Below are 17,308 nucleotides of genomic sequence, written 5' to 3'. Positions count from 1 at the left end.
ACAAAGAGGTGAAAAAATGAACGATCATCAAATGATTCATTTGATCAAGAACAAAGATTATACCGGCTTGGAACAACTAATTGATAGCTACGGGTCAAGTATTCTTATGACCATCCATCGAATCTTACAAGCCCCTCATGAACAAAGTGAATGGTCAGATGTAGCAAATGAAGTATTTTATGAAATCTGGCAAAAAATCGAGGCCTATGATCCTGAGAAAAGTAGTTTTATCACTTGGATCTTGCTGATTACTCGAAGTCGCGGAATCGATCGCAAGCGTAAGTTAAATAAAGCATTTCAACAAGAAAGTATTGAAGAATATCAAGAGCTAGCTATTACGGAATCCCCGTTAAGTGAAGAAGAATTTCTGATTTGGCTCGAAGAGTTATCCCAAGTCGATCAACAAATTTTTCTTTTATATTATTTTTATCAAGAAAGTCCAGAAGAGATCGCGCAACAACTGGATTTGCAGACAACAGCTATTTATAATCACTTATCTCGCGGCAGAAAATTGTTGAAAAAGATTTGGAAAGAAAGGATGAATCGTGATGAATTTTAAACAGATCGTTGATTCAGAAAATCGTCGTCTCAGAAATGAAGTAACGCAAGATGAAAAAAATCGTCTTTTAGCTAATGGCAAAACATATATCTTTTTTCAAGAATTGATGACTGAAATTCAATCACTCTTAGATAAAGACGAAACAGTTCAAGGCTATCTCCCTCTCTCAACTTCAGGCAACCTTGCAATCAGTAATCAAGGGATAGCTGGTTTGTCTTATGCACGTACAGAAAGAGCAAAGCAATATGTCGCACAGTTCAATGATACTCGGAGTAATCGTCTATTTGTTTTTACAGAAAAACGGATCCTTTTTCTTGTGATCATCGACTTTTTAGATGATCAAACCTATTTCAGTTACCCCTACTCCTCGATTCCGGCATTTTCTTTGAAGACGCGTAAACTGAATCGCTTTGAGAAACCAGAAGACGAGGAAATCATGTTTTGGGCTTACTTTGATTTTCAATCGGATAGCCATATTTTTAGTGATGTATTGACAAAGAAAGACTATCAACTGTTTCAACATTTCCATGACACGATTCCTGCACTCAAAAAAATTCCAATCACTGAAAAAATCCACCGTAAAAATCCCTTAGATTACATAATCAGTAATTGGCATTTCAATTATCGATTGATGATATTCGTCAATCTTTTACTAATTCTTTTAGCTATTGGGTTAGTCTTGGGGATCGTCTTTGGAATCGGGATTTTTAAAGACTGGTACTATCGTGATTTGATTGGGTTTGTTGATCAGAGATCATTTTTTGTCCGATAATTATGTTATAATAGTCAAAAATTAACGAGAGAAGGTCTACCCGTTTTATGAAAAGAAAGGTACTAGTCCCATTGCTGCTATCCTTGCTATTAAGCGGCTGTTCTGCAAACGTACCAGAAGAAGCAACCACATCTTCGAGCAGCCAAAAACAAATGACTAGCGAAACCGTAGAATCATCGCAATCTTCTCTTTCAGATACAAAAACTGTTACGAGGGCTTCTGCTAGTGGGTCTACCAGTGAATCGGTATCAGAGACGGAGTCACCAAAGACTCCTGAAACAGCAAGCGCATATCCCTATCAAGTAGATATGTCACAACAATCCAATGTCCTGACATTTTCTTTTGAAGGATTCAACGTTCCTGACACTGTTACTATTGATCAGAGCAAAGAGGAAGTTACTTTTGAAAGTTCTACACCCGATGATTCCGTGACTAGCCGCTACCGAGCAACAATCGCAACGGTTCCCACAAAAACAATTCGCGTTTTTAGTGTAGGAACGAATCAAATTCGTGAAGTCAAAGTGAATACACAAATCTCAATCGGTAAAATACTGGGTGGAACCCAAGATCGTAAAGACTACCATGGTACAATGTATTTGTTTTACAACCATGATGGTGGGCTTTCCCTAGCAACGCCGAACTATGCTGGCAACGTTCCTGCAGATCAGATGGATGTCATGCAGGAAGTTCTTCCCTAAATCACTTCAGAAGAACCTAACTTTCAGAACCTTAGCTTGACTACAATATTGCAGGAATAATCAAAAATTTGTTGTGGAGGAAAATCGATGAATCTCAAACGTTTTGTACAATTGTTTATTTGCTATTTCGTATCTATGGTGGTTGCTGTTTTACTGACCAACTTATTCAATATTTCAATTATGCCATTTTATTTGTTGGTGGCCTCTATTATTGGGTATATCACATTAACGATCCCGTTAGTAGTCATGACGATCAAGAAAAACAAATAGTTCCGAGAGTGGATTTATTGAAAGGAGCATCAGATGATTGGCAATGTTCGTTATCTACCAAGAAAGTTAAGAAAATGGTACATTCTCTATCTTATCTGTCTGATACTTATTTATGGCTGGTTGTTGTTTACTGATCAGTCTGCGGTACTTGCTGTCGCTATTCTTCTCGTTCTTTTTGCAATCGAACTTGCATTTATGTGGCATTCAGAAAATTCTTTTTTAGGCAGTGTTCTGGTTGCTTGTCTGCTTTATGGCATCTGGATGCTACCTTTCGTGCTTCGGTGATTAGTTTTCATTTATTCGTATCGAAAGTGAATCGGAGAAGCTAGCATAGAGAATTTTCTTAAAAAAATACCCTGAGGAAAGAGCAAGTCATGACGTTGTCATTGACGATAGGTCTTTGCAGTAATGCAAACACTGAGGGCTCTATTCCTTTGGGTATTTTTTGTTCAATTTAACTAATTTAACTTAGTGAGTGACAAACAATTATTGCTCTCGTTCAACAAGTCGGTAATAGACTTTTGCTGTGATAAGGTATACCAACAGATAAATGACTGCGAAAAGAGCAACTGATACAACAGTCACACTGATCAGCAGATTGCGGTCGGTCAACCCGAAAAGCAAAAGCAGCTTGCGAATCATCGGAAACGCGAATGCAAGGTGGATGATCGCAGCTACCAATGGAAAAGAAAAAATCATCAATACTTGTTGTTGGATCACTTGCTTGACTTCTTTATGACTTAAGCCAACTTTCTGTAAGATCTCAAAACGTTCTTTATCTTCTATTCCTTCAGAGACTTGCTTGTAATAGATGATTAATGTAGCTGCCAAAATAAAGATCAGTCCAAAAATCAACCCTAAGAAAAAGAATCCTCCCGTAAACGTTTTGGTCTGTACTTGGAAGAGATCTTTTGATTCAATGCGTGCATTCGGATCAGCTGCTTGAAGGTCCTTTCGTATCTCTTTGCCCATTGTTTCTCGATCACTGGTTTCAGGCACTTGGAAGTCAAAAACAGTAGTGATCACTGGTTGTTGATAGATGAGGAATTCTTTTTCCTGATACCAACTAGTTAATTTCTCAGAAAGCCAAGTATCATCGACTACCACCACAAGTTGTTGAACAGGATTCTCCACTTGAGTAAAAGGTGGCAGCTCAGTTAGTGATCGAAGAGTGAACTGACTATGATCGATCGTCAGCTCTTTAGGCAACGCTTGATGGGTCCAAGTTTCTGGAAAGACCAACAATTCATCTTTTTCTGGTCCTTCTTTTCCTGTGATTCTTTGGTACTCCGTACTAGTAACAAATGTGAGAAAGACCGCTTTTTCTAAATTCTCGCTGTTATCTTCAAAAGTTGTTGAAGGAGTAAGTGTGTTTCCCTCAACCGTAAAAAGTAAGTCTCTAGTAGCAGTGACTTGTTTCCGGTTTTTGAGCGTTACTTTATTTTCAAGACTATCGATGGCTTGGTTCAATTGTTGCAGATTCGCCTCTGACTCGATCTGAAAGTCATAAGGAAATCGTGTTTCCACCACATTCTTCTGTCCGAAATAAAGACTAGCTGTTGTGGCAACAGTCACTAAAACCATTGTTGACAAAATACAAATACTTGCTAGACCTGCTGCATTTTGTTTCATTCGATAAAGCATCGTTGATATATTGATGAAATGGGTCGTCTGATAATAATAAGTGGATCGCTTTCTTAAAAACTGCAACGCTTTAATACTGCCAGAAATAAACAACAGATACGTGGCGATGATCACAAGAATCACAGCGACAAAAAAGAGTGCCAAGGCGCTGATGGGCGACTTGATTGTGACAGAAATCGTATACCCTACCGCTAAACAAATGATCCCTAGAAGGGCTAAAAAGCCTTTTGCTCGCGGCTCTTGTTCATTGCGCTTACTACCTTGCAGCAGTTCGATCGGCTTGGTTCGCCGGACTTGCAGCATATTGAATAGAAAAAGGCAGCCATAAACCATCAAAAAGTAAAGGATCACAAGACCGATACTTTCTACAGAAAGTTCAAAGACGAAGGATTCTCCCACCTCTAGAATTCTTTTTAAAATCAAGAACCCCAATCGTGCAAACAAAAGACCTCCAACTAGCCCTGCGGCCAGACTGATGAGGCAGCTATAAAAAAGTTCCCAAAAGACCACTAACGCAATTTCTCGTTTCCCTAATCCTAGAACATTGTAAAGTCCAAATTCTTTTTTTCGTTGTTTGATCAAAAAGTTATTGGTGTAAAACGAAAAAATGGCGGCGAAAACCATTAAAATGATATTTCCTAGTCGAAACATAAAAATAGCACTTTGACTGCTTGGCAGTTTATTCATCCCTGGATTATTTACAATGATTTGTGTCATCATTATCACTGCAACTAGAAGACTCATGGACAGTAAAAAAGGAGTATAAGCTTTGGTGTTTTTTCGCAAATTGGAAAAGGCGATTTTTTGAAAGAACATTCCTTACTCCTCCCTTGCAAAGACAGCTGTCATGGTTTCCGAGATTGCTTCTAGAAAAGCGCTATTCGTTCGTTCCCCGCGATAAAGCTGATGGAAGACGTGACCATCTTTGATGAATAATACTCGTTGCGCGCGGCTTGCAGCAATGGAACTATGAGTAACCATGATGATCGTTTGTCCATTCTGATTGATTTGCTGAAACAACGTCAGCAATTGATCGGAAGTTTTTGAATCTAGCGCCCCAGTTGGTTCATCTGCTAGTAAGAGATCCGGCTTTGTGATAATCGCGCGTGCGACAGCTACCCGTTGTTTCTGGCCGCCGGATAATTCATAGGGATAGTGTTGTAACAAGTCGGTAATTCCCAGTGTTCGCACTAATGGTTGCAGTCGTTGGTCCATTTGTTTGACCGGCACTTTCGATAAGACTAATGGTAATAAGATATTGTCTTTGACAGAAAAAGTATCCAATAAATTGAAATCTTGAAAAACAAAGCCCAAATGATCTCGGCGAAAACTTGCAGCGTCTTTTTCTTTGATGGTCGTCAAATCGATACCATTAAGCGCTAATTCACCCGCTGTCGGTTGATCTAACGTGGCCATCAAGTTCAGTAGGGTGCTTTTCCCAGATCCTGATTCTCCCATAATGGCGACATATTCGCCTTCTTCTACTGAAAACGTGATATTCTTCAATGCTTCGACCGGCTGGCCGTTCAACTGACTTTGATACACTTTTTTTACTTGTTGAATGTTTAATAGTGGCATTGTTCTCTCCCCCTTCTTTTTTAGCATAAGCTGTTTAGAAGAAAAAAGCGACTTACAATAAAAAACGCAAACTTACAGTGTTGAAAGTTTGCGTTCAAATAAAATTTTTAGTGGGAAAATGGATCGTCACCGTAGTTCCCTTCCCTACTTCGGAGTCAATCGTTAGCTGACAGCCGATTTTTTCTGCTGCTTGCTGGCTCAAATATAATCCTAATCCGCTAGCACGCTGCTGAAAGCGTCCATTTTGTCCTGTATAACCTTTTTCAAAAACCCGCGGCAAATCTTCTTGACGAATACCGATCCCTGTGTCTTGAATCAAAAGACAATTGTTTTCGGTAAAAATCCGGATTCCGCCTTTTTCTGTATACTTCAGGCTATTAAAAAGCAACTGCTCAAAGATAAAAGTCAGCCATTTTCGATCCGAAGTAACGGTCAAGTCGATAGCCAAATCCAGTTGCAAGTCTTTTTTTGAAAAAAACAAGGCATATTTTTTGATTGCTTGGTGAATGAGAGGTGCTAACACAATCGGTTCAAAAACAAAGTCATCATTTTTCAAGTTTTGTCGTAAATAATTCAGCATCATTTGCAAATAATCATTCACTTTAAATAGTTCTGCTTTGACTTCAGTGGGCGATAGGCCATCACTTTGCACTAACAAATCCATCGCTGCTAATGGTGTTTTGATCTGATGCAGCCATAATCCGAAGTCTTCGTAGATTTCTTCATTCTTCAAGGCTGCTTGATACTCGGAGGCGGTTTTTTCTTTAGCTTGTCGTTTGATTAGCTGCTGGTATTCTTCTTCGATACTGTTTCGCGCAATCGGCAAGAAAGCCAAAGCTGCTTCAGTGATCATTTTCTTGGCTAATAAGTTTTGTAACTGACGTCTTTTTTGTAGATGACGCATATATTGCCAGACAGAGAAAATACCTAAAATCACTCCTGTGAAAATCACATAATCGATGAAGGGCTCTAAAGGAAGCTCATGGAGAAAGAACAAGCCTAAAAGACCGCTACTAAACAAAATCAAAAACAAATAGAACTTGCCGTAAAGCAAAAAATACTCTTTTAAGTTAATCATAGGCTTGTTCCTTTTCAATCAAATAGCCTTTGTTTTTCACTGTTTGAATCAAATCAGACAATCCAGTTTGACTTAATTTCTTTCGCAAGCGGGTCATGTTAACGGCTAATGTATTATTATCAATAAACTCTTCGCTATTCCAAAGCATTTCAATAATCGTTTCTTTGGGAACGATTTTCCCTTGCTGTTGCAAGAGTAAGGAAAGGATTCGAGATTCGTTTGGCGACAGCGGCAAAGATTCCGTTTTACTTTTCAGCAAATTTTCTATTGGATGAAAAGTGACTTCTCCTAATGAAAACGTCTGGACTTGTTGATGGGTATATTGGTAACTGCGGCGCAACAGTGCTTGGATCTTAGCCAAAACAAACGCCAAATCAAAAGGTTTTGTTAGATAATCATCGGCTCCCATGTTCATTGCCATGATTTGATTCATTTGTTGATCCATTGAAGAAAGAAAAATGATTGGCACTTCAGAAATGTTACGAATTTCTTGGCACCAATGGTACCCGTTGTAATAAGGCAAAGAAATGTCCAAAAGAACCAAGTCGGGACTTACCGCACGAAATTCCTGCAAAATTTCAGCAAATTTTTTGGCGGGATAACACTCATATCCCCATTGTCTTAAATAATCAGCCAGTACTGAAACGATCGTAGCATCATCTTCTACAAGGTATATTTTTTGCATGATTCTCTCCTATCACTAAATTGGTGAAGCTATCACAGACAGTGTACCAGAAAATAAAAAGAAACGTCTAGTTAAGATAAATCATTCTAGACGTTTCTTCAGTCCTCTAATCTGAGTACTGGTTGGCATTTATTTACACTTTTTCACTCGACTCACTTTTTTTAAGTGCATTGCGGATTGATGGGACTTGCTTGATTTTCATTAGATCTAATAAGAAAGTAAATAGTGGGATCCCCACGATCAGACCCCAGATACCAAAGAGATGCTCACCCAGATATAAAACAATGAACGTATAGAACATGGGAATCTCTGTTTTATGGGACATCAGCCGCGGATTGAGAACATAGGACTCGAGAGCATGAACAAAAATAATGATTAATAAAACATAGACAACATCATTGAGTCCGCCAATCGTATAGGCAATAAAAGTTAATGGAATACAAGAAATGATGACTCCTGCTACTGGAATCAAGCTTAAGAAGAAAATCATCATGGCCAAACTTAACAGCTGAGGAAAGCCCATGACAGCTAAAGCAAGCACTGTGATCACTGTATTAACGATAGCAATCAATAGCTGGGTTTCGATCACACTTCCGAATGCGCGGGTAAATTTCCTTGCGAGATAGTAAACATCCTCAAAAAACCAGGAAGCACTCCCTTGCAAAAAGAGCTGAGAAAATGCCACTGTTTTTTTGTTGTCAATCATAAAGAAAAAACTCAATAAGAAAGAGATCAATACAGTCAAAGCCAATTCACCGAAGTTGTAAAGATAATTGATGACGACGACGACTCCATTTTGGATTTTTTGGACATAATCGCTTGTTTGCACCAAATGTAGCAAATACTCTAATAACTCATTGTTAGAGTCTGCTTTTTGATAAAAATCGGTCACTGACTTAACCAGTTGCGCGGATTGGTTCAAAAGAATCGGTGCATACTTGGTAATGACTAAGTAAACCAAAGCGACAACGATCAAGTACAACACGATTGAAAGAAGTTTGATTGACACATTCACTTTCTTGCGTATTAGCTGGACCAGTTTGTAAATCAAATAAGTAAAAATAAAGGTTAATAAAATAATAGTCATCATACTGCGAAGCAGAAATAAGATCCCGCAAAGAAAGATCAGCACTGTCCAACGTCTTAATGGAACATTGGCAACAAACCGATGGTAGTAATTCATGAACACGCTCCTTTTTTCAAGTCGTCAATCAACGACTGTTACTTCATTCCCCAATTAATCTAACCACTTTTTGCAGCAATTATCAACTCAAATCAATTAAGAAGACTATTGTGGGTAGAGTCATATGCTAAAGCAAAAGCAGCCTGCTGTCAGTGGCAACTGGACCAAGTATCGTGAATGAAGGACTGATGATTATTTTCAAAAGATAAATGCCTATTTTTTCGAAAAGTTTATGGTTGTTTTAAGGTTACTATGACACAATAGACCTTGACATAATAATTTACAGTCTGTCTTAGCGGAAACTAAGGCAGACGCTTTTTTTATCAAAAACTGCCCTTTGTTCTGTTTGTATCGAACAAAGGGCAGTTTAAACGATTCTATATTTATTCTTATCAGTTGTTACTCCTAGACGAATTGTCTGCTTTCCTTAAAAGGACGCTCACTATGCGACTAGCTCACTATGACTAAAGAGACAATTCTTGACGAACTTCTCGAAGAATGGCATCAACGGTCAACCCATTTTCTTGTAGCAACTCATTTGCTTGATAACGGTCATGAAAGGCTTTATCTAAACCAAAATTGACAATTTTGATCGGAGCTTTTCCTAAATAACTAGCGACAGCTTGTCCATAGCCTCCTTCAAGAAGGCCATCTTCAAGAGTGAGCAACAATTGATGTGTAGCAATTAAACCAGACAATGTGTCAGTATCTAATCCAGAAATAAATCTAGGATTAATGACCGTAGGTGTGATCCCAAGCTCGGTTTCTATCATGGCAGCTGCTTTTTTTGCCAGGCCAAGAGCATTTCCTACACCAAGTAAGGCAACTTTGCTGCCCGCTTGAATGAGTTGATTTTTGTTTAGTTGACTGTAATCTGTTTGATCGACACGACCTGATTCTAATGGACCGACAGGAACGCGAATTGCCACCGGGTGTTGGGATTGGTCAATAGACCAATCCAGCATCGCTAAATATTCTTCCTTATTGGTCGGTGCAAGATAAACAAGATTCGGAATATGACTCAAAAATGGAATATCAAAGATCCCTAAATGGCTTTCATCATTCATGCCATAAGCTGAAGCGCCATAAACTAAAATAGTTCCCGCCACATTGTTCAAAGACAAATCATGTGAGATTTGGTCAAAACTTCGTTGCATAAAGGTTGAAAAAACTGCCCAAACGGGTTTCGCCCCATTTTTTGCCAGACCGGCAGTCATGGTTGCAGCATGTTCCTCTGCGATCCCGACGTCAACAAATTGACTGCCGGCGATTTTTCGTTGTTCAGGGGTAAAAAGGATCATCGGCGTGCCAGCATTTACTGCAACGACTGTTGGATCCTGTGCCATTTTTTCTAAAAGATAATCGGTCGTTACCGTTGAATAAGTTTCTCCACCAGAATTTGCAAGATAATCCCCTGTTTCAAGACTAAATGGTCCACCAGCATGGAATTTCTCGCGATTTTCTTCGGCAAATTTGAAGCCTTTTCCTTTAACGGTATGAATATGAAGGACAACAGGATGATCGCTGTCTTTCACTTGTTTGAATAGATGCATCAAGGCTGTCAGATCATTGCCATCAGCAAGATAATAGTAGTCAAACCCTAATGACTTAAAGAAATTGTTTTCCGCTTGACCATTCGTATCTCGCAATGCTCGTAAGTTATTGTAGAGACCTCCGTGGTTTTCCGCAATCGACTGGTCGTTATCATTTACAATCACGATAGTGTTTGTTCCAGTCTCCGCGATATTGTTCAATCCTTCATAAGCCAGACCACCAGATAACGAGCCGTCACCAATGACCGCAATTACGTTCCCTTCTTCATTTTTTAAGTCTCGTGCTTTGGCAACCCCATTTGCTAAAGACAATGACGTGGATGTATGCCCCACTGTAAACAAGTCATGGTCACTTTCTTTTGGATTGGTATAACCAGAGACATCGCTATAATGCGCTGGATCCCAGAAGGCTTGACCTCGCCCAGTCAGCATTTTATGAATATAGGTTTGGTGAGAAACATCAAAAATCATTTTATCTCTTGGAGAATCAAAGACAGCGTGTAAAGCAACTGTCATTTCGACAACGCCCAAATTCGGTCCGTTATGTCCTCCATGATGGCTGATTTTTTCTAATAACACGGTTCTTGCTTCCTCACTAACTTGTTGTAGTTCTGCAGCGGATAGCTTCTTTAAATCTGCTGGATCTGTAATTGATTTTAATAACATCAAAAAACTCCCTTCTCTGTTTGATAGTATACTGCTTCACCTTCACTTTAAGTCAAGAAACTTTTGAAACTTTTTCACGAAAGTAAGCAACAGACAGGTAGAACACATGAACACAAAAAAGCCCACCCTTCAACTTGTCATGGTGATCTGTTTTATCAGCAGAAAAGTTGAAGGAGAGACTCTTTCAAAAGCATTCGTTATGAGACACGATCGTTTTCCAGCGTTAAATGATGTAAGTCAAATCACTTGCAGGAGTTGGATAAGCAAAGATCAGCGCTTCAATTTCTTGGTGAGTGAGCTGTTTTTCCAGAATCAAGCAGCACAAATTAATCAATTCATCTGCGATACTTGAAAGACAGGTAATCGCAATGATTTGTCCCTCTTGATTGTAAACAAGTTTAAGCATCGCAACAGGATCGTTGATGCGACGGTACGTAAACCAATCGGCAAGGTTGATTGTTTCACTATGGATCTGCAGATTTTGAGCGAGCTGTTTTTCACTTTGACCGATCCGAGCCAATTTCAACCCACCAAAGACGATTGTAGGAATCAGGGGATACGTGATTGCAGAACGAGAACCTTTTTGGCTCATTGAAGCGACCGCATATTTTGCTTCAAAACTTGAAACAGGCGTCAGTTTAGGTTGTTCCTTATCCAATACATCTCCACAGGCAAAAACTCGTGGGTTCGATGTTTGTAAATAGTCATTGACTTTGATCCCGCGTTTGGAATAATCAACTCCTGCATTTTCTAAGTGCAAGGATTCAACATTTGGGATGCGTCCAACAGCACTTACCACGTAATCGGTGTCCAGCTCAAAGCCTGTACCTTGCAGCGTGTATCCTTCATTGATTTGGCTGATGCTTTCAATCTCTACATTGAAATGAAAGAAAATTCCTTGCTTTTGTAATTGCTCAATAAAGGCATTCACCAATTCCTGATCAAATGCTTTCAGTGGTCTGTCGTTATGATGAATAATGTGTACCTCTGCTCCTGCTGCTTGAGCGATTGTCGCAAGTTCAAAAGCAACATACCCCGCTCCTAAAAAAGTGATTTTCGCGGGCATTTTTTCCATTGCAAGAAAATCGGTGCTTGTATGCAAATATTCTTGTCCTTTAATCGGGAGTAGCGCAGGTCGTTGTCCTGTAGCAATCAAGAACTGATCAGCTGAAACGATTTCTGAACCAATCCGCAGCGTTTGTTCATCGATAAATTCCGCTTCTCCTTCATAGGTCGTGATTCCAGTATCCACTAAGCCCTGCTTCGTCTGTGTGGGAACAGTGTCCGTGTAACTGCGCTTGAAAGCCATCAAAGTTTTCCAGTCAATACCCAGCTCTCCAGTGATCCCTTTTCCTGCTAAGTGAGCAGCCTTCGCCTTTGCTTCAACGGCACTCATTAAAATCTTCTTGGGGTCGCACCCGCGGTTGGGGCAAGTTCCTCCCCAGAGATCGGCTTCAACGATTGCGACAGTCTTCCCTTGCTCGCTGAAAGAATAGGCCGCAGCAGTTCCGGCTGGTCCACCACCCACAACGATTACATCATAGTTTTGCATCTTGCTCCTCCTGACTTAGAAAATGAAAGATATCTGTACGGGTAACTTCACCAATCGCTTGTCCTTGTTCTGTAACAACCAAATGTTCGTGGTTGGCCAAGACTTCATATACTTGTGAAAGAGGGACCTTCACATCGAGGGACATTCCCTCTTGTGTAGTTGATTGTTGGTAGTAACCAGCATCAATAATCGCTTGAAGACGTTGTTCTTGCTGTGCTCCTTGTGTTTCGTCAAAAAAGGCGCGAACGAAATCCGTTTTTGGCTCTGTCCGTATTTTTTCAGGCGTATCACATTGTACCAGTCTGCCTTCATTCATCACACCGATTCGATCTCCCAATTTTAAGGCTTCATTCATATTATGGGTAACAAAGACGATCGTATTGCCTAATTTTTTATGCAAATCTAATACGAGATCCTGAAGATTGGTTCGAGAAATCGGATCAAGGGCGCTAAAAGGTTCATCCATCAAGATGATGTCTGGTTCTGCAGCCAACGCTCGCAAGATTCCGATCCGCTGACTTTGACCACCTGAAAGTTCAGCCGGCATCCGTTTTTTGAACGTCTCTGGTTCAAGTCCAACCTCAGTGAGTAGTTCATCGACACGTTGATTGCGACGATTTTTATCCCAACCGAGCATTTCTGGAATGATTTCAATATTCTCCTTGACGGACATCGTTGGAAACAAAGCAATTTGCTGCAACACGTAACCAATTTTCCAACGTAACTTTTGGAGTTGATAGTCTTTCACTCGTTTTTGTTTGAAGTAAACATTGCCTTCCGTCGGTTCGATCAGCCCATTGATCATTTTAAGGGAGGTTGTTTTTCCGCTTCCTGAGGGACCTACTAAGACAAAGATTTCTCCTTGATGAATGGAGAGATCCAATTCTTTTAATACGACTTGCCCCTCAAATTCTTTGGCAACTTGTTTAAATTCGATAATTGGTTCCATTTAGTTTCCCTCCCCAAAAATCTTTTCTTTTTTTAGAAATTCACGAGCAACATCAGCCGGTTGTTTTCCTTCTACATTCACTTGATAGTTCATGTCAATCATCTGGTCCTCTGTGATTTTTCCTGATAGTTTTTCCAATGCTTTGACGACTTGCGGATGTTCTGCAGCAAACTCATCTTTCATCAATGCGGCTCCTTGATAAGGTGGAAAGAGCTGTCGATCATCTTCTAAAACGACGAGATCGTATTGTTTGATCTCACTATCTGTCGAATAAGCATCGATCACATCGACATCCTTGCTTTGGATCGCTTGATAGCGCAGTGCCGGTTCCATACTTTGGACAGAATCAAAAGTCAGCCCGTACTGTTTTTGGATCCCGCGATAGCCATCTTCCCGATCAATAAACTCTAAAGTAAAACCAGCCCGAAGCTCTGACTCATGAGCAACTAATTCAGAAATCTTCGTTATACCCAACTCTTCTGCTTGTTCACGACGCATGGCTAAAGCATAGGTGTTTTCGTAGGTCATCGGCTCTAACAGGCGCATATTAAACTGGTCACTTAGCAGTTTTGTTGCTTCTTGATAAGTTGATTCTGGAGAACCATCTATTTGGGTATTTTTTGGGACTTTGACTAGACTTTCTAATACTGTTCCCGTAAACTCGGGATAAATATCAATCTGGTCATTTTCAAGAGCGCTAAATAAGAAACTTGTTTTACCAAAGTTTGGTTTGATCTCGACGGTTAAACTAGGATCTTCTTCTTCGATCACTGCTTGATACATATTGATAAGGATATCTGGTTCTGAACCGAGTTTACCAGCAATCGTTACCGTTTTATTTGAAATAGGATTATACTGTGCGAAAAGAATTCCGCCGATTCCAAGAAAGATAACACCTAAAGAGATCAGTGTGGTTTTCATGCTGCGGTTTTGTAAAAAACGAATCAGTCCACTGAATAAGATTGCTAATAGAGCCGAACTAACCGCCCCTATGAGTGTCAAACTCGGATCATTACGGTCGATCCCTAACAAAATAAAGGTTCCCAATCCACCAGCACCAATCAATGCTGCCAACGTGGCCGTTCCAATAATCAACACCAATGCTGTACGTACCCCAGAAATGATGACAGGCATTGCAATAGGTAACTCAACTTTGAAGAGTTTTCGCAAGCGAGACATACCAAATGCATCCGCCGCTTCTTCAATCGACGGATCGATTTCGGAAAGCCCAATATACGTGTTTTGAAAAATGGGCAGTAACGCATAAACTACCAATGCTATTAGAGCGGGGACGGTACCAATACCAACAAAAGGAATCAATAAACCCAATAATGCCAATGATGGAATTGTTTGTAGAATACTTGTGATCTGTAAAACAAATTCTGCCATTCGTTTCTTTTGGCTCAACAGAATTGCTAATGGAATAGCAATTAAAATGGCTAAAATCAACGCACTCAGCGAAATGGCCAAGTGTTGAAAGATTGCCCGCAGCAACTCCTCCTTTCGCTCGCTAAACGTTTGAATGATTTCATTCATATATTCCATCCTCCACTATTCTAGTCTGCCTTAAGTATAGCTGAATGCCCAAACGCAACAAAAAGATTCGCTCAGCAGGATTGGGAGAAAAGTTGGACTTTCGCATCTAAATAGGATCCATTATTTCCTGACATTCTGTTACAATAAGTCTAAAAGAATGAGGTGCTTCTATGCCATTACTGGTTTTGATTGGTGCTCAGGCTGTTGGAAAAATGACTGTCGGTCGCGAACTTGAAAAAAGAATTGATGGTAAATTACTATTTAATCATCAAACTATTGATTTATTTGCCAATTATCTTGGGTATACGCCTGCGGCATTTAAGTTGTCTGATTCCACTAGGATCGAACTTTTCAAAGCATTTGTGGCTGGTGAACAGAATACAGTTAAGACAATCATATTTACTGTTTTAGTGGGATTTGATCAGAAAGAAGATATTGCTTTTTTACACAAAATTTCTGAGATCTTTTTAAGCGCTGGACAACCGGTTTATTTTGTTGAACTTGTTGCGCAATTAGAGGAGCGTATCGCACGTAACCGTCAGGAAGCACGTTTAAAAGCGAAGCCGTCAAAACGGGATCTTGCTTTTTCGCATCAAGAACTTCTTACTTTTAATGAAAAATACCGTTTGGAAAGCCATTCGACGGAATTGGCATCCCTTTTTCCAAAAGTAAAAACGATGAAAATCGATAATACTGAGTTGTCACCCGAAATGGTCAGCCAGAAAATTATTGCTAACTTCCAACTTGAATGAAAGATAAGAAGGACACTAATCTTAGGAAAGCAGATTAGTGTCCTTCTTTATTCTTATTTTAGTCAAACATCCGATGTCGCTGTGAAAAAACCATCAGCAAAAGAAAAGACTTCCCCAAGCACTTCTATTACTGATGGTTATTAAAATTCACGTTGCCTTTTTATGATAAGCGACGTGTATTGACACTACCAAATCTATTTTTTCATTCCTTCATGAATATTATGACTATCGTATAAAAATGAATAATCAGCTGATTCGAGTTTCCTTCTATAAAATCATCTTTCTACCTGATATCCTATCACTTAGGGAAAAAATAGTATAATCACTTTTTGCACTGGAACATGAAAAAAAAGAAATTAAAGACTTTACCACTTTTTTATTCTCAGTACTTGAAAAGCTACTCCATCTAACTGATCAATCAATCGTACTAACTCCTGTCACCGGTAAAAGCATTTCTAAGTTCATTGACCATGATCATGGTCAATCAAGTCTGTCAATCCGCATATATCTATATTAGTACTACTGATTATTTATCCTCTTATAGAGACTTATAGCCTTTTCAATGCTGCGCTGTTTATTTGGCGATTGAAACGTTATGTGATTTTTTTAGTTGAACATAAGCAATATTCAAAATAAAGCCGACGACTGCCAAAGCAATTGCTGTATAGAATGCGTTTGTAAAATCTCCATTGTTGCTGGCAGCCATTCCTGCTGCTACTCGTGGTCCAAAGAAAGCAGCAGTAGAATAACCAACAAAGACGATTCCATAGTTGACTCCTTGGTTAGCTGGTCCGTAATTTTCCATTACGATCGATGGGAAAACCCCCATCACTCCGCCAAAGCAGAGTCCTAGCCCAATGATTCCCACTGCAAAGATCATCGCTGCACTTGAAAGTGTCAAAACGAGTAAAGATAACGCAACGACACCGTAAATGATCATCAATGTATTGGAGCGCCCAATCTTATCAGAAACTGTTCCCCAAATCACTCGACCTAAGCAATTGCTTAAAGAATATAGACTAACATAAAAAGCGGCTGTTGTAGCTGTTAATCCGAACATTTCCTGCCCAATCACAGCAGCATTGGAAGCAATCATCAAACCAGAAAATGCACCAACTCCGAGCATCAAAATAATCAAATAAAAAGCAGGTGTTTTCATCATCTCTTGCCAGGAATAATTTGCTGCGGTTCCTTTAGCCGCAGAAGTTTGTGGGACCCATCCTGCTGGACGATAATCTGCAGGGGCTTTTTTGATAAAGAAACATGCCATTACAACGACGATCATATAACCAATACCGATAAAACGAAAAGCAGTCAACACATCTCTTGATTCAATAATTGCATTCGCGATCGGTGCGGCGATGATGGCTGCACCGCCCATACCTGCAGTGATCAATCCTGAAGCAAGTCCACGTTTGTCTGGGAATAAACGAATCGTATTACTTAAGCAAGCAGAATAAGCAAATCCTTGACCAAGACCTGAAAGCACACCATAAGTTAGATAGAGCATCCCAGGTGATTCCACAAATCCAGTTAAGAAGAAACCTAGCGCAAATAATAAACCACCAAAAGTAATCGTCCATTTTGCCAATCCACGGTCGGTCAAGAATCCTCCTAAAATCATTGTGATAGGTCCGACAGCAGCATTGATTGTAAATGCCAGCATGATTTCTTCCATTGTCCAATTTTTTAGTTGACTAAGCGGTCCAGCGAAAACGCTAAATGCATAAACGGCACCTGTACATAACAGAACAGCAGTTGAAGCAATCAAGACTAGCCAACGGTTGAGTTTTGTTTCCATGTTTTACCCCCAAAAAATAGTTTTGTTTAAAT

The 17,308-nt window shown here is 39.7% G+C and carries 16 protein-coding genes; 6 read left to right on the top strand and 10 right to left on the bottom strand.

Annotated elements, in window-relative coordinates; genetic code table 11:
- The first annotated feature begins 16 nt into the window (after positions 1 to 16).
- From ACTFWY_RS04030 to ACTFWY_RS04010, 5 genes are all read left to right on the top strand, one after another.
- Entirely contained in the window at positions 17 to 559 is a 543-nt protein-coding gene (locus ACTFWY_RS04030; protein ID WP_103300851.1) for a sigma-70 family RNA polymerase sigma factor, read from the top strand.
- A complete protein-coding gene (locus ACTFWY_RS04025; protein ID WP_103300850.1) occupies positions 549 to 1,331 on the top strand; it encodes a hypothetical protein in 783 nt (260 codons plus the stop codon). The genes ACTFWY_RS04030 and ACTFWY_RS04025 overlap by 11 nt, the downstream gene beginning before the upstream one ends.
- Positions 1,332 to 1,378: 47 nt before the next feature.
- Positions 1,379 to 2,029: a hypothetical protein gene (locus tag ACTFWY_RS04020; protein WP_257602329.1), complete on the top strand. Its 651-nt coding sequence runs from the start codon at positions 1,379 to 1,381 to the stop codon at positions 2,027 to 2,029.
- Positions 2,030 to 2,116: 87 nt separating this feature from the next.
- Entirely contained in the window at positions 2,117 to 2,299 is a 183-nt protein-coding gene (locus ACTFWY_RS04015) for a hypothetical protein (RefSeq protein ID WP_252711963.1), read from the top strand.
- Between the two features lie 33 nt (positions 2,300 to 2,332).
- Positions 2,333 to 2,584 carry a hypothetical protein gene (locus ACTFWY_RS04010; RefSeq protein WP_003126551.1) on the top strand — a complete coding sequence of 84 codons (252 nt, stop codon included), beginning with the start codon at positions 2,333 to 2,335 and terminating at the stop codon, positions 2,582 to 2,584.
- A gap of 201 nt (positions 2,585 to 2,785) precedes the next feature.
- Here the strand turns inward: ACTFWY_RS04010 and ACTFWY_RS04005 are convergent, their stop codons facing one another.
- From ACTFWY_RS04005 to ACTFWY_RS03965, 9 genes are all read right to left on the bottom strand, one after another.
- On the bottom strand, positions 2,786 to 4,759 hold the full coding sequence (locus ACTFWY_RS04005) for an ABC transporter permease (RefSeq protein ID WP_257602330.1): 1,974 nt from the start codon (positions 4,757 to 4,759) through the stop codon (positions 2,786 to 2,788).
- Between the two features lie 3 nt (positions 4,760 to 4,762).
- Positions 4,763 to 5,521 carry an ABC transporter ATP-binding protein gene (locus ACTFWY_RS04000; protein WP_005473116.1) on the bottom strand — a complete coding sequence of 253 codons (759 nt, stop codon included), beginning with the start codon at positions 5,519 to 5,521 and terminating at the stop codon, positions 4,763 to 4,765.
- A gap of 94 nt (positions 5,522 to 5,615) precedes the next feature.
- Positions 5,616 to 6,599: a sensor histidine kinase gene (locus ACTFWY_RS03995; RefSeq protein WP_311828194.1), complete on the bottom strand. Its 984-nt coding sequence runs from the start codon at positions 6,597 to 6,599 to the stop codon at positions 5,616 to 5,618.
- Positions 6,592 to 7,284, bottom strand: coding sequence for a response regulator transcription factor (locus tag ACTFWY_RS03990; protein WP_103300846.1), 693 nt, complete (start codon positions 7,282 to 7,284; stop codon positions 6,592 to 6,594). The genes ACTFWY_RS03995 and ACTFWY_RS03990 overlap by 8 nt, the downstream gene beginning before the upstream one ends.
- 133 nt (positions 7,285 to 7,417) lie before the next feature.
- The gene (locus ACTFWY_RS03985) at positions 7,418 to 8,467 is read right to left on the bottom strand and encodes an AI-2E family transporter (protein WP_060814903.1); all 1,050 of its coding nucleotides are present in this window, start codon (positions 8,465 to 8,467) and stop codon (positions 7,418 to 7,420) included.
- Between the two features lie 464 nt (positions 8,468 to 8,931).
- Positions 8,932 to 10,686, bottom strand: coding sequence for a 1-deoxy-D-xylulose-5-phosphate synthase (locus ACTFWY_RS03980; RefSeq protein ID WP_219645342.1), 1,755 nt, complete (start codon positions 10,684 to 10,686; stop codon positions 8,932 to 8,934).
- A 223-nt stretch (positions 10,687 to 10,909) separates the two neighbouring features.
- Positions 10,910 to 12,238: a dihydrolipoyl dehydrogenase family protein gene (locus tag ACTFWY_RS03975; RefSeq protein ID WP_176333389.1), complete on the bottom strand. Its 1,329-nt coding sequence runs from the start codon at positions 12,236 to 12,238 to the stop codon at positions 10,910 to 10,912.
- Positions 12,225 to 13,187, bottom strand: a complete 963-nt coding sequence (locus tag ACTFWY_RS03970; protein ID WP_103300843.1) for an ABC transporter ATP-binding protein — start codon at positions 13,185 to 13,187, stop codon at positions 12,225 to 12,227. Before ACTFWY_RS03970 ends, ACTFWY_RS03975 begins: the two co-directional genes overlap by 14 nt.
- Positions 13,188 to 14,723: an ABC transporter permease/substrate-binding protein gene (locus ACTFWY_RS03965; protein ID WP_103300842.1), complete on the bottom strand. Its 1,536-nt coding sequence runs from the start codon at positions 14,721 to 14,723 to the stop codon at positions 13,188 to 13,190.
- A gap of 170 nt (positions 14,724 to 14,893) precedes the next feature.
- On the opposite strand from ACTFWY_RS03965, the gene ACTFWY_RS03960 reads away from it, so the two are divergent.
- On the top strand, positions 14,894 to 15,475 hold the full coding sequence (locus ACTFWY_RS03960; RefSeq protein WP_113849682.1) for a hypothetical protein: 582 nt from the start codon (positions 14,894 to 14,896) through the stop codon (positions 15,473 to 15,475).
- 574 nt (positions 15,476 to 16,049) lie between these two features.
- Here ACTFWY_RS03960 and ACTFWY_RS03955 read toward each other — a convergent pair.
- A complete protein-coding gene (locus tag ACTFWY_RS03955) occupies positions 16,050 to 17,276 on the bottom strand; it encodes an L-lactate MFS transporter (protein ID WP_311828193.1) in 1,227 nt (408 codons plus the stop codon).
- Positions 17,277 to 17,308 lie beyond the last annotated feature (32 nt).

This window comes from Enterococcus sp. 125944, assembly GCF_051909435.1.
GTDB lineage: Bacteria > Bacillota > Bacilli > Lactobacillales > Enterococcaceae > Enterococcus_D > Enterococcus_D gallinarum.
The sequence above is the reverse complement of the archived record's forward strand: the minus strand, read 5'-3'. Positions and strand labels throughout refer to the sequence as shown.

Excerpts from the sequence above, each read along its gene's own strand:
- ACTFWY_RS03955 (WP_311828193.1), bottom strand. The coding sequence starts at position 17,276 with ATGGAAACAAAACTCAACCGTTGGCTAGTCTTGATTGCTTCAACTGCT.
- ACTFWY_RS03970 (WP_103300843.1), bottom strand. The coding sequence starts at position 13,187 with ATGGAACCAATTATCGAATTTAAACAAGTTGCCAAAGAATTTGAGGGG.
- ACTFWY_RS04025 (WP_103300850.1), top strand. The coding sequence starts at position 549 with ATGAATTTTAAACAGATCGTTGATTCAGAAAATCGTCGTCTCAGAAAT.
- ACTFWY_RS04030 (WP_103300851.1), top strand. The coding sequence starts at position 17 with ATGAACGATCATCAAATGATTCATTTGATCAAGAACAAAGATTATACC.
- ACTFWY_RS03980 (WP_219645342.1), bottom strand. The coding sequence starts at position 10,686 with ATGTTATTAAAATCAATTACAGATCCAGCAGATTTAAAGAAGCTATCC.
- ACTFWY_RS04000 (WP_005473116.1), bottom strand. The coding sequence starts at position 5,521 with ATGCCACTATTAAACATTCAACAAGTAAAAAAAGTGTATCAAAGTCAG.
- ACTFWY_RS04015 (WP_252711963.1), top strand. The coding sequence starts at position 2,117 with ATGAATCTCAAACGTTTTGTACAATTGTTTATTTGCTATTTCGTATCT.
- ACTFWY_RS03985 (WP_060814903.1), bottom strand. The coding sequence starts at position 8,467 with ATGAATTACTACCATCGGTTTGTTGCCAATGTTCCATTAAGACGTTGG.
- ACTFWY_RS03990 (WP_103300846.1), bottom strand. The coding sequence starts at position 7,284 with ATGCAAAAAATATACCTTGTAGAAGATGATGCTACGATCGTTTCAGTA.
- ACTFWY_RS04010 (WP_003126551.1), top strand. The coding sequence starts at position 2,333 with ATGATTGGCAATGTTCGTTATCTACCAAGAAAGTTAAGAAAATGGTAC.
- ACTFWY_RS03965 (WP_103300842.1), bottom strand. The coding sequence starts at position 14,723 with ATGAATGAAATCATTCAAACGTTTAGCGAGCGAAAGGAGGAGTTGCTG.
- ACTFWY_RS03995 (WP_311828194.1), bottom strand. The coding sequence starts at position 6,599 with ATGATTAACTTAAAAGAGTATTTTTTGCTTTACGGCAAGTTCTATTTG.
- ACTFWY_RS03975 (WP_176333389.1), bottom strand. The coding sequence starts at position 12,238 with ATGCAAAACTATGATGTAATCGTTGTGGGTGGTGGACCAGCCGGAACT.
- ACTFWY_RS04005 (WP_257602330.1), bottom strand. The coding sequence starts at position 4,759 with ATGTTCTTTCAAAAAATCGCCTTTTCCAATTTGCGAAAAAACACCAAA.
- ACTFWY_RS03960 (WP_113849682.1), top strand. The coding sequence starts at position 14,894 with ATGCCATTACTGGTTTTGATTGGTGCTCAGGCTGTTGGAAAAATGACT.
- ACTFWY_RS04020 (WP_257602329.1), top strand. The coding sequence starts at position 1,379 with ATGAAAAGAAAGGTACTAGTCCCATTGCTGCTATCCTTGCTATTAAGC.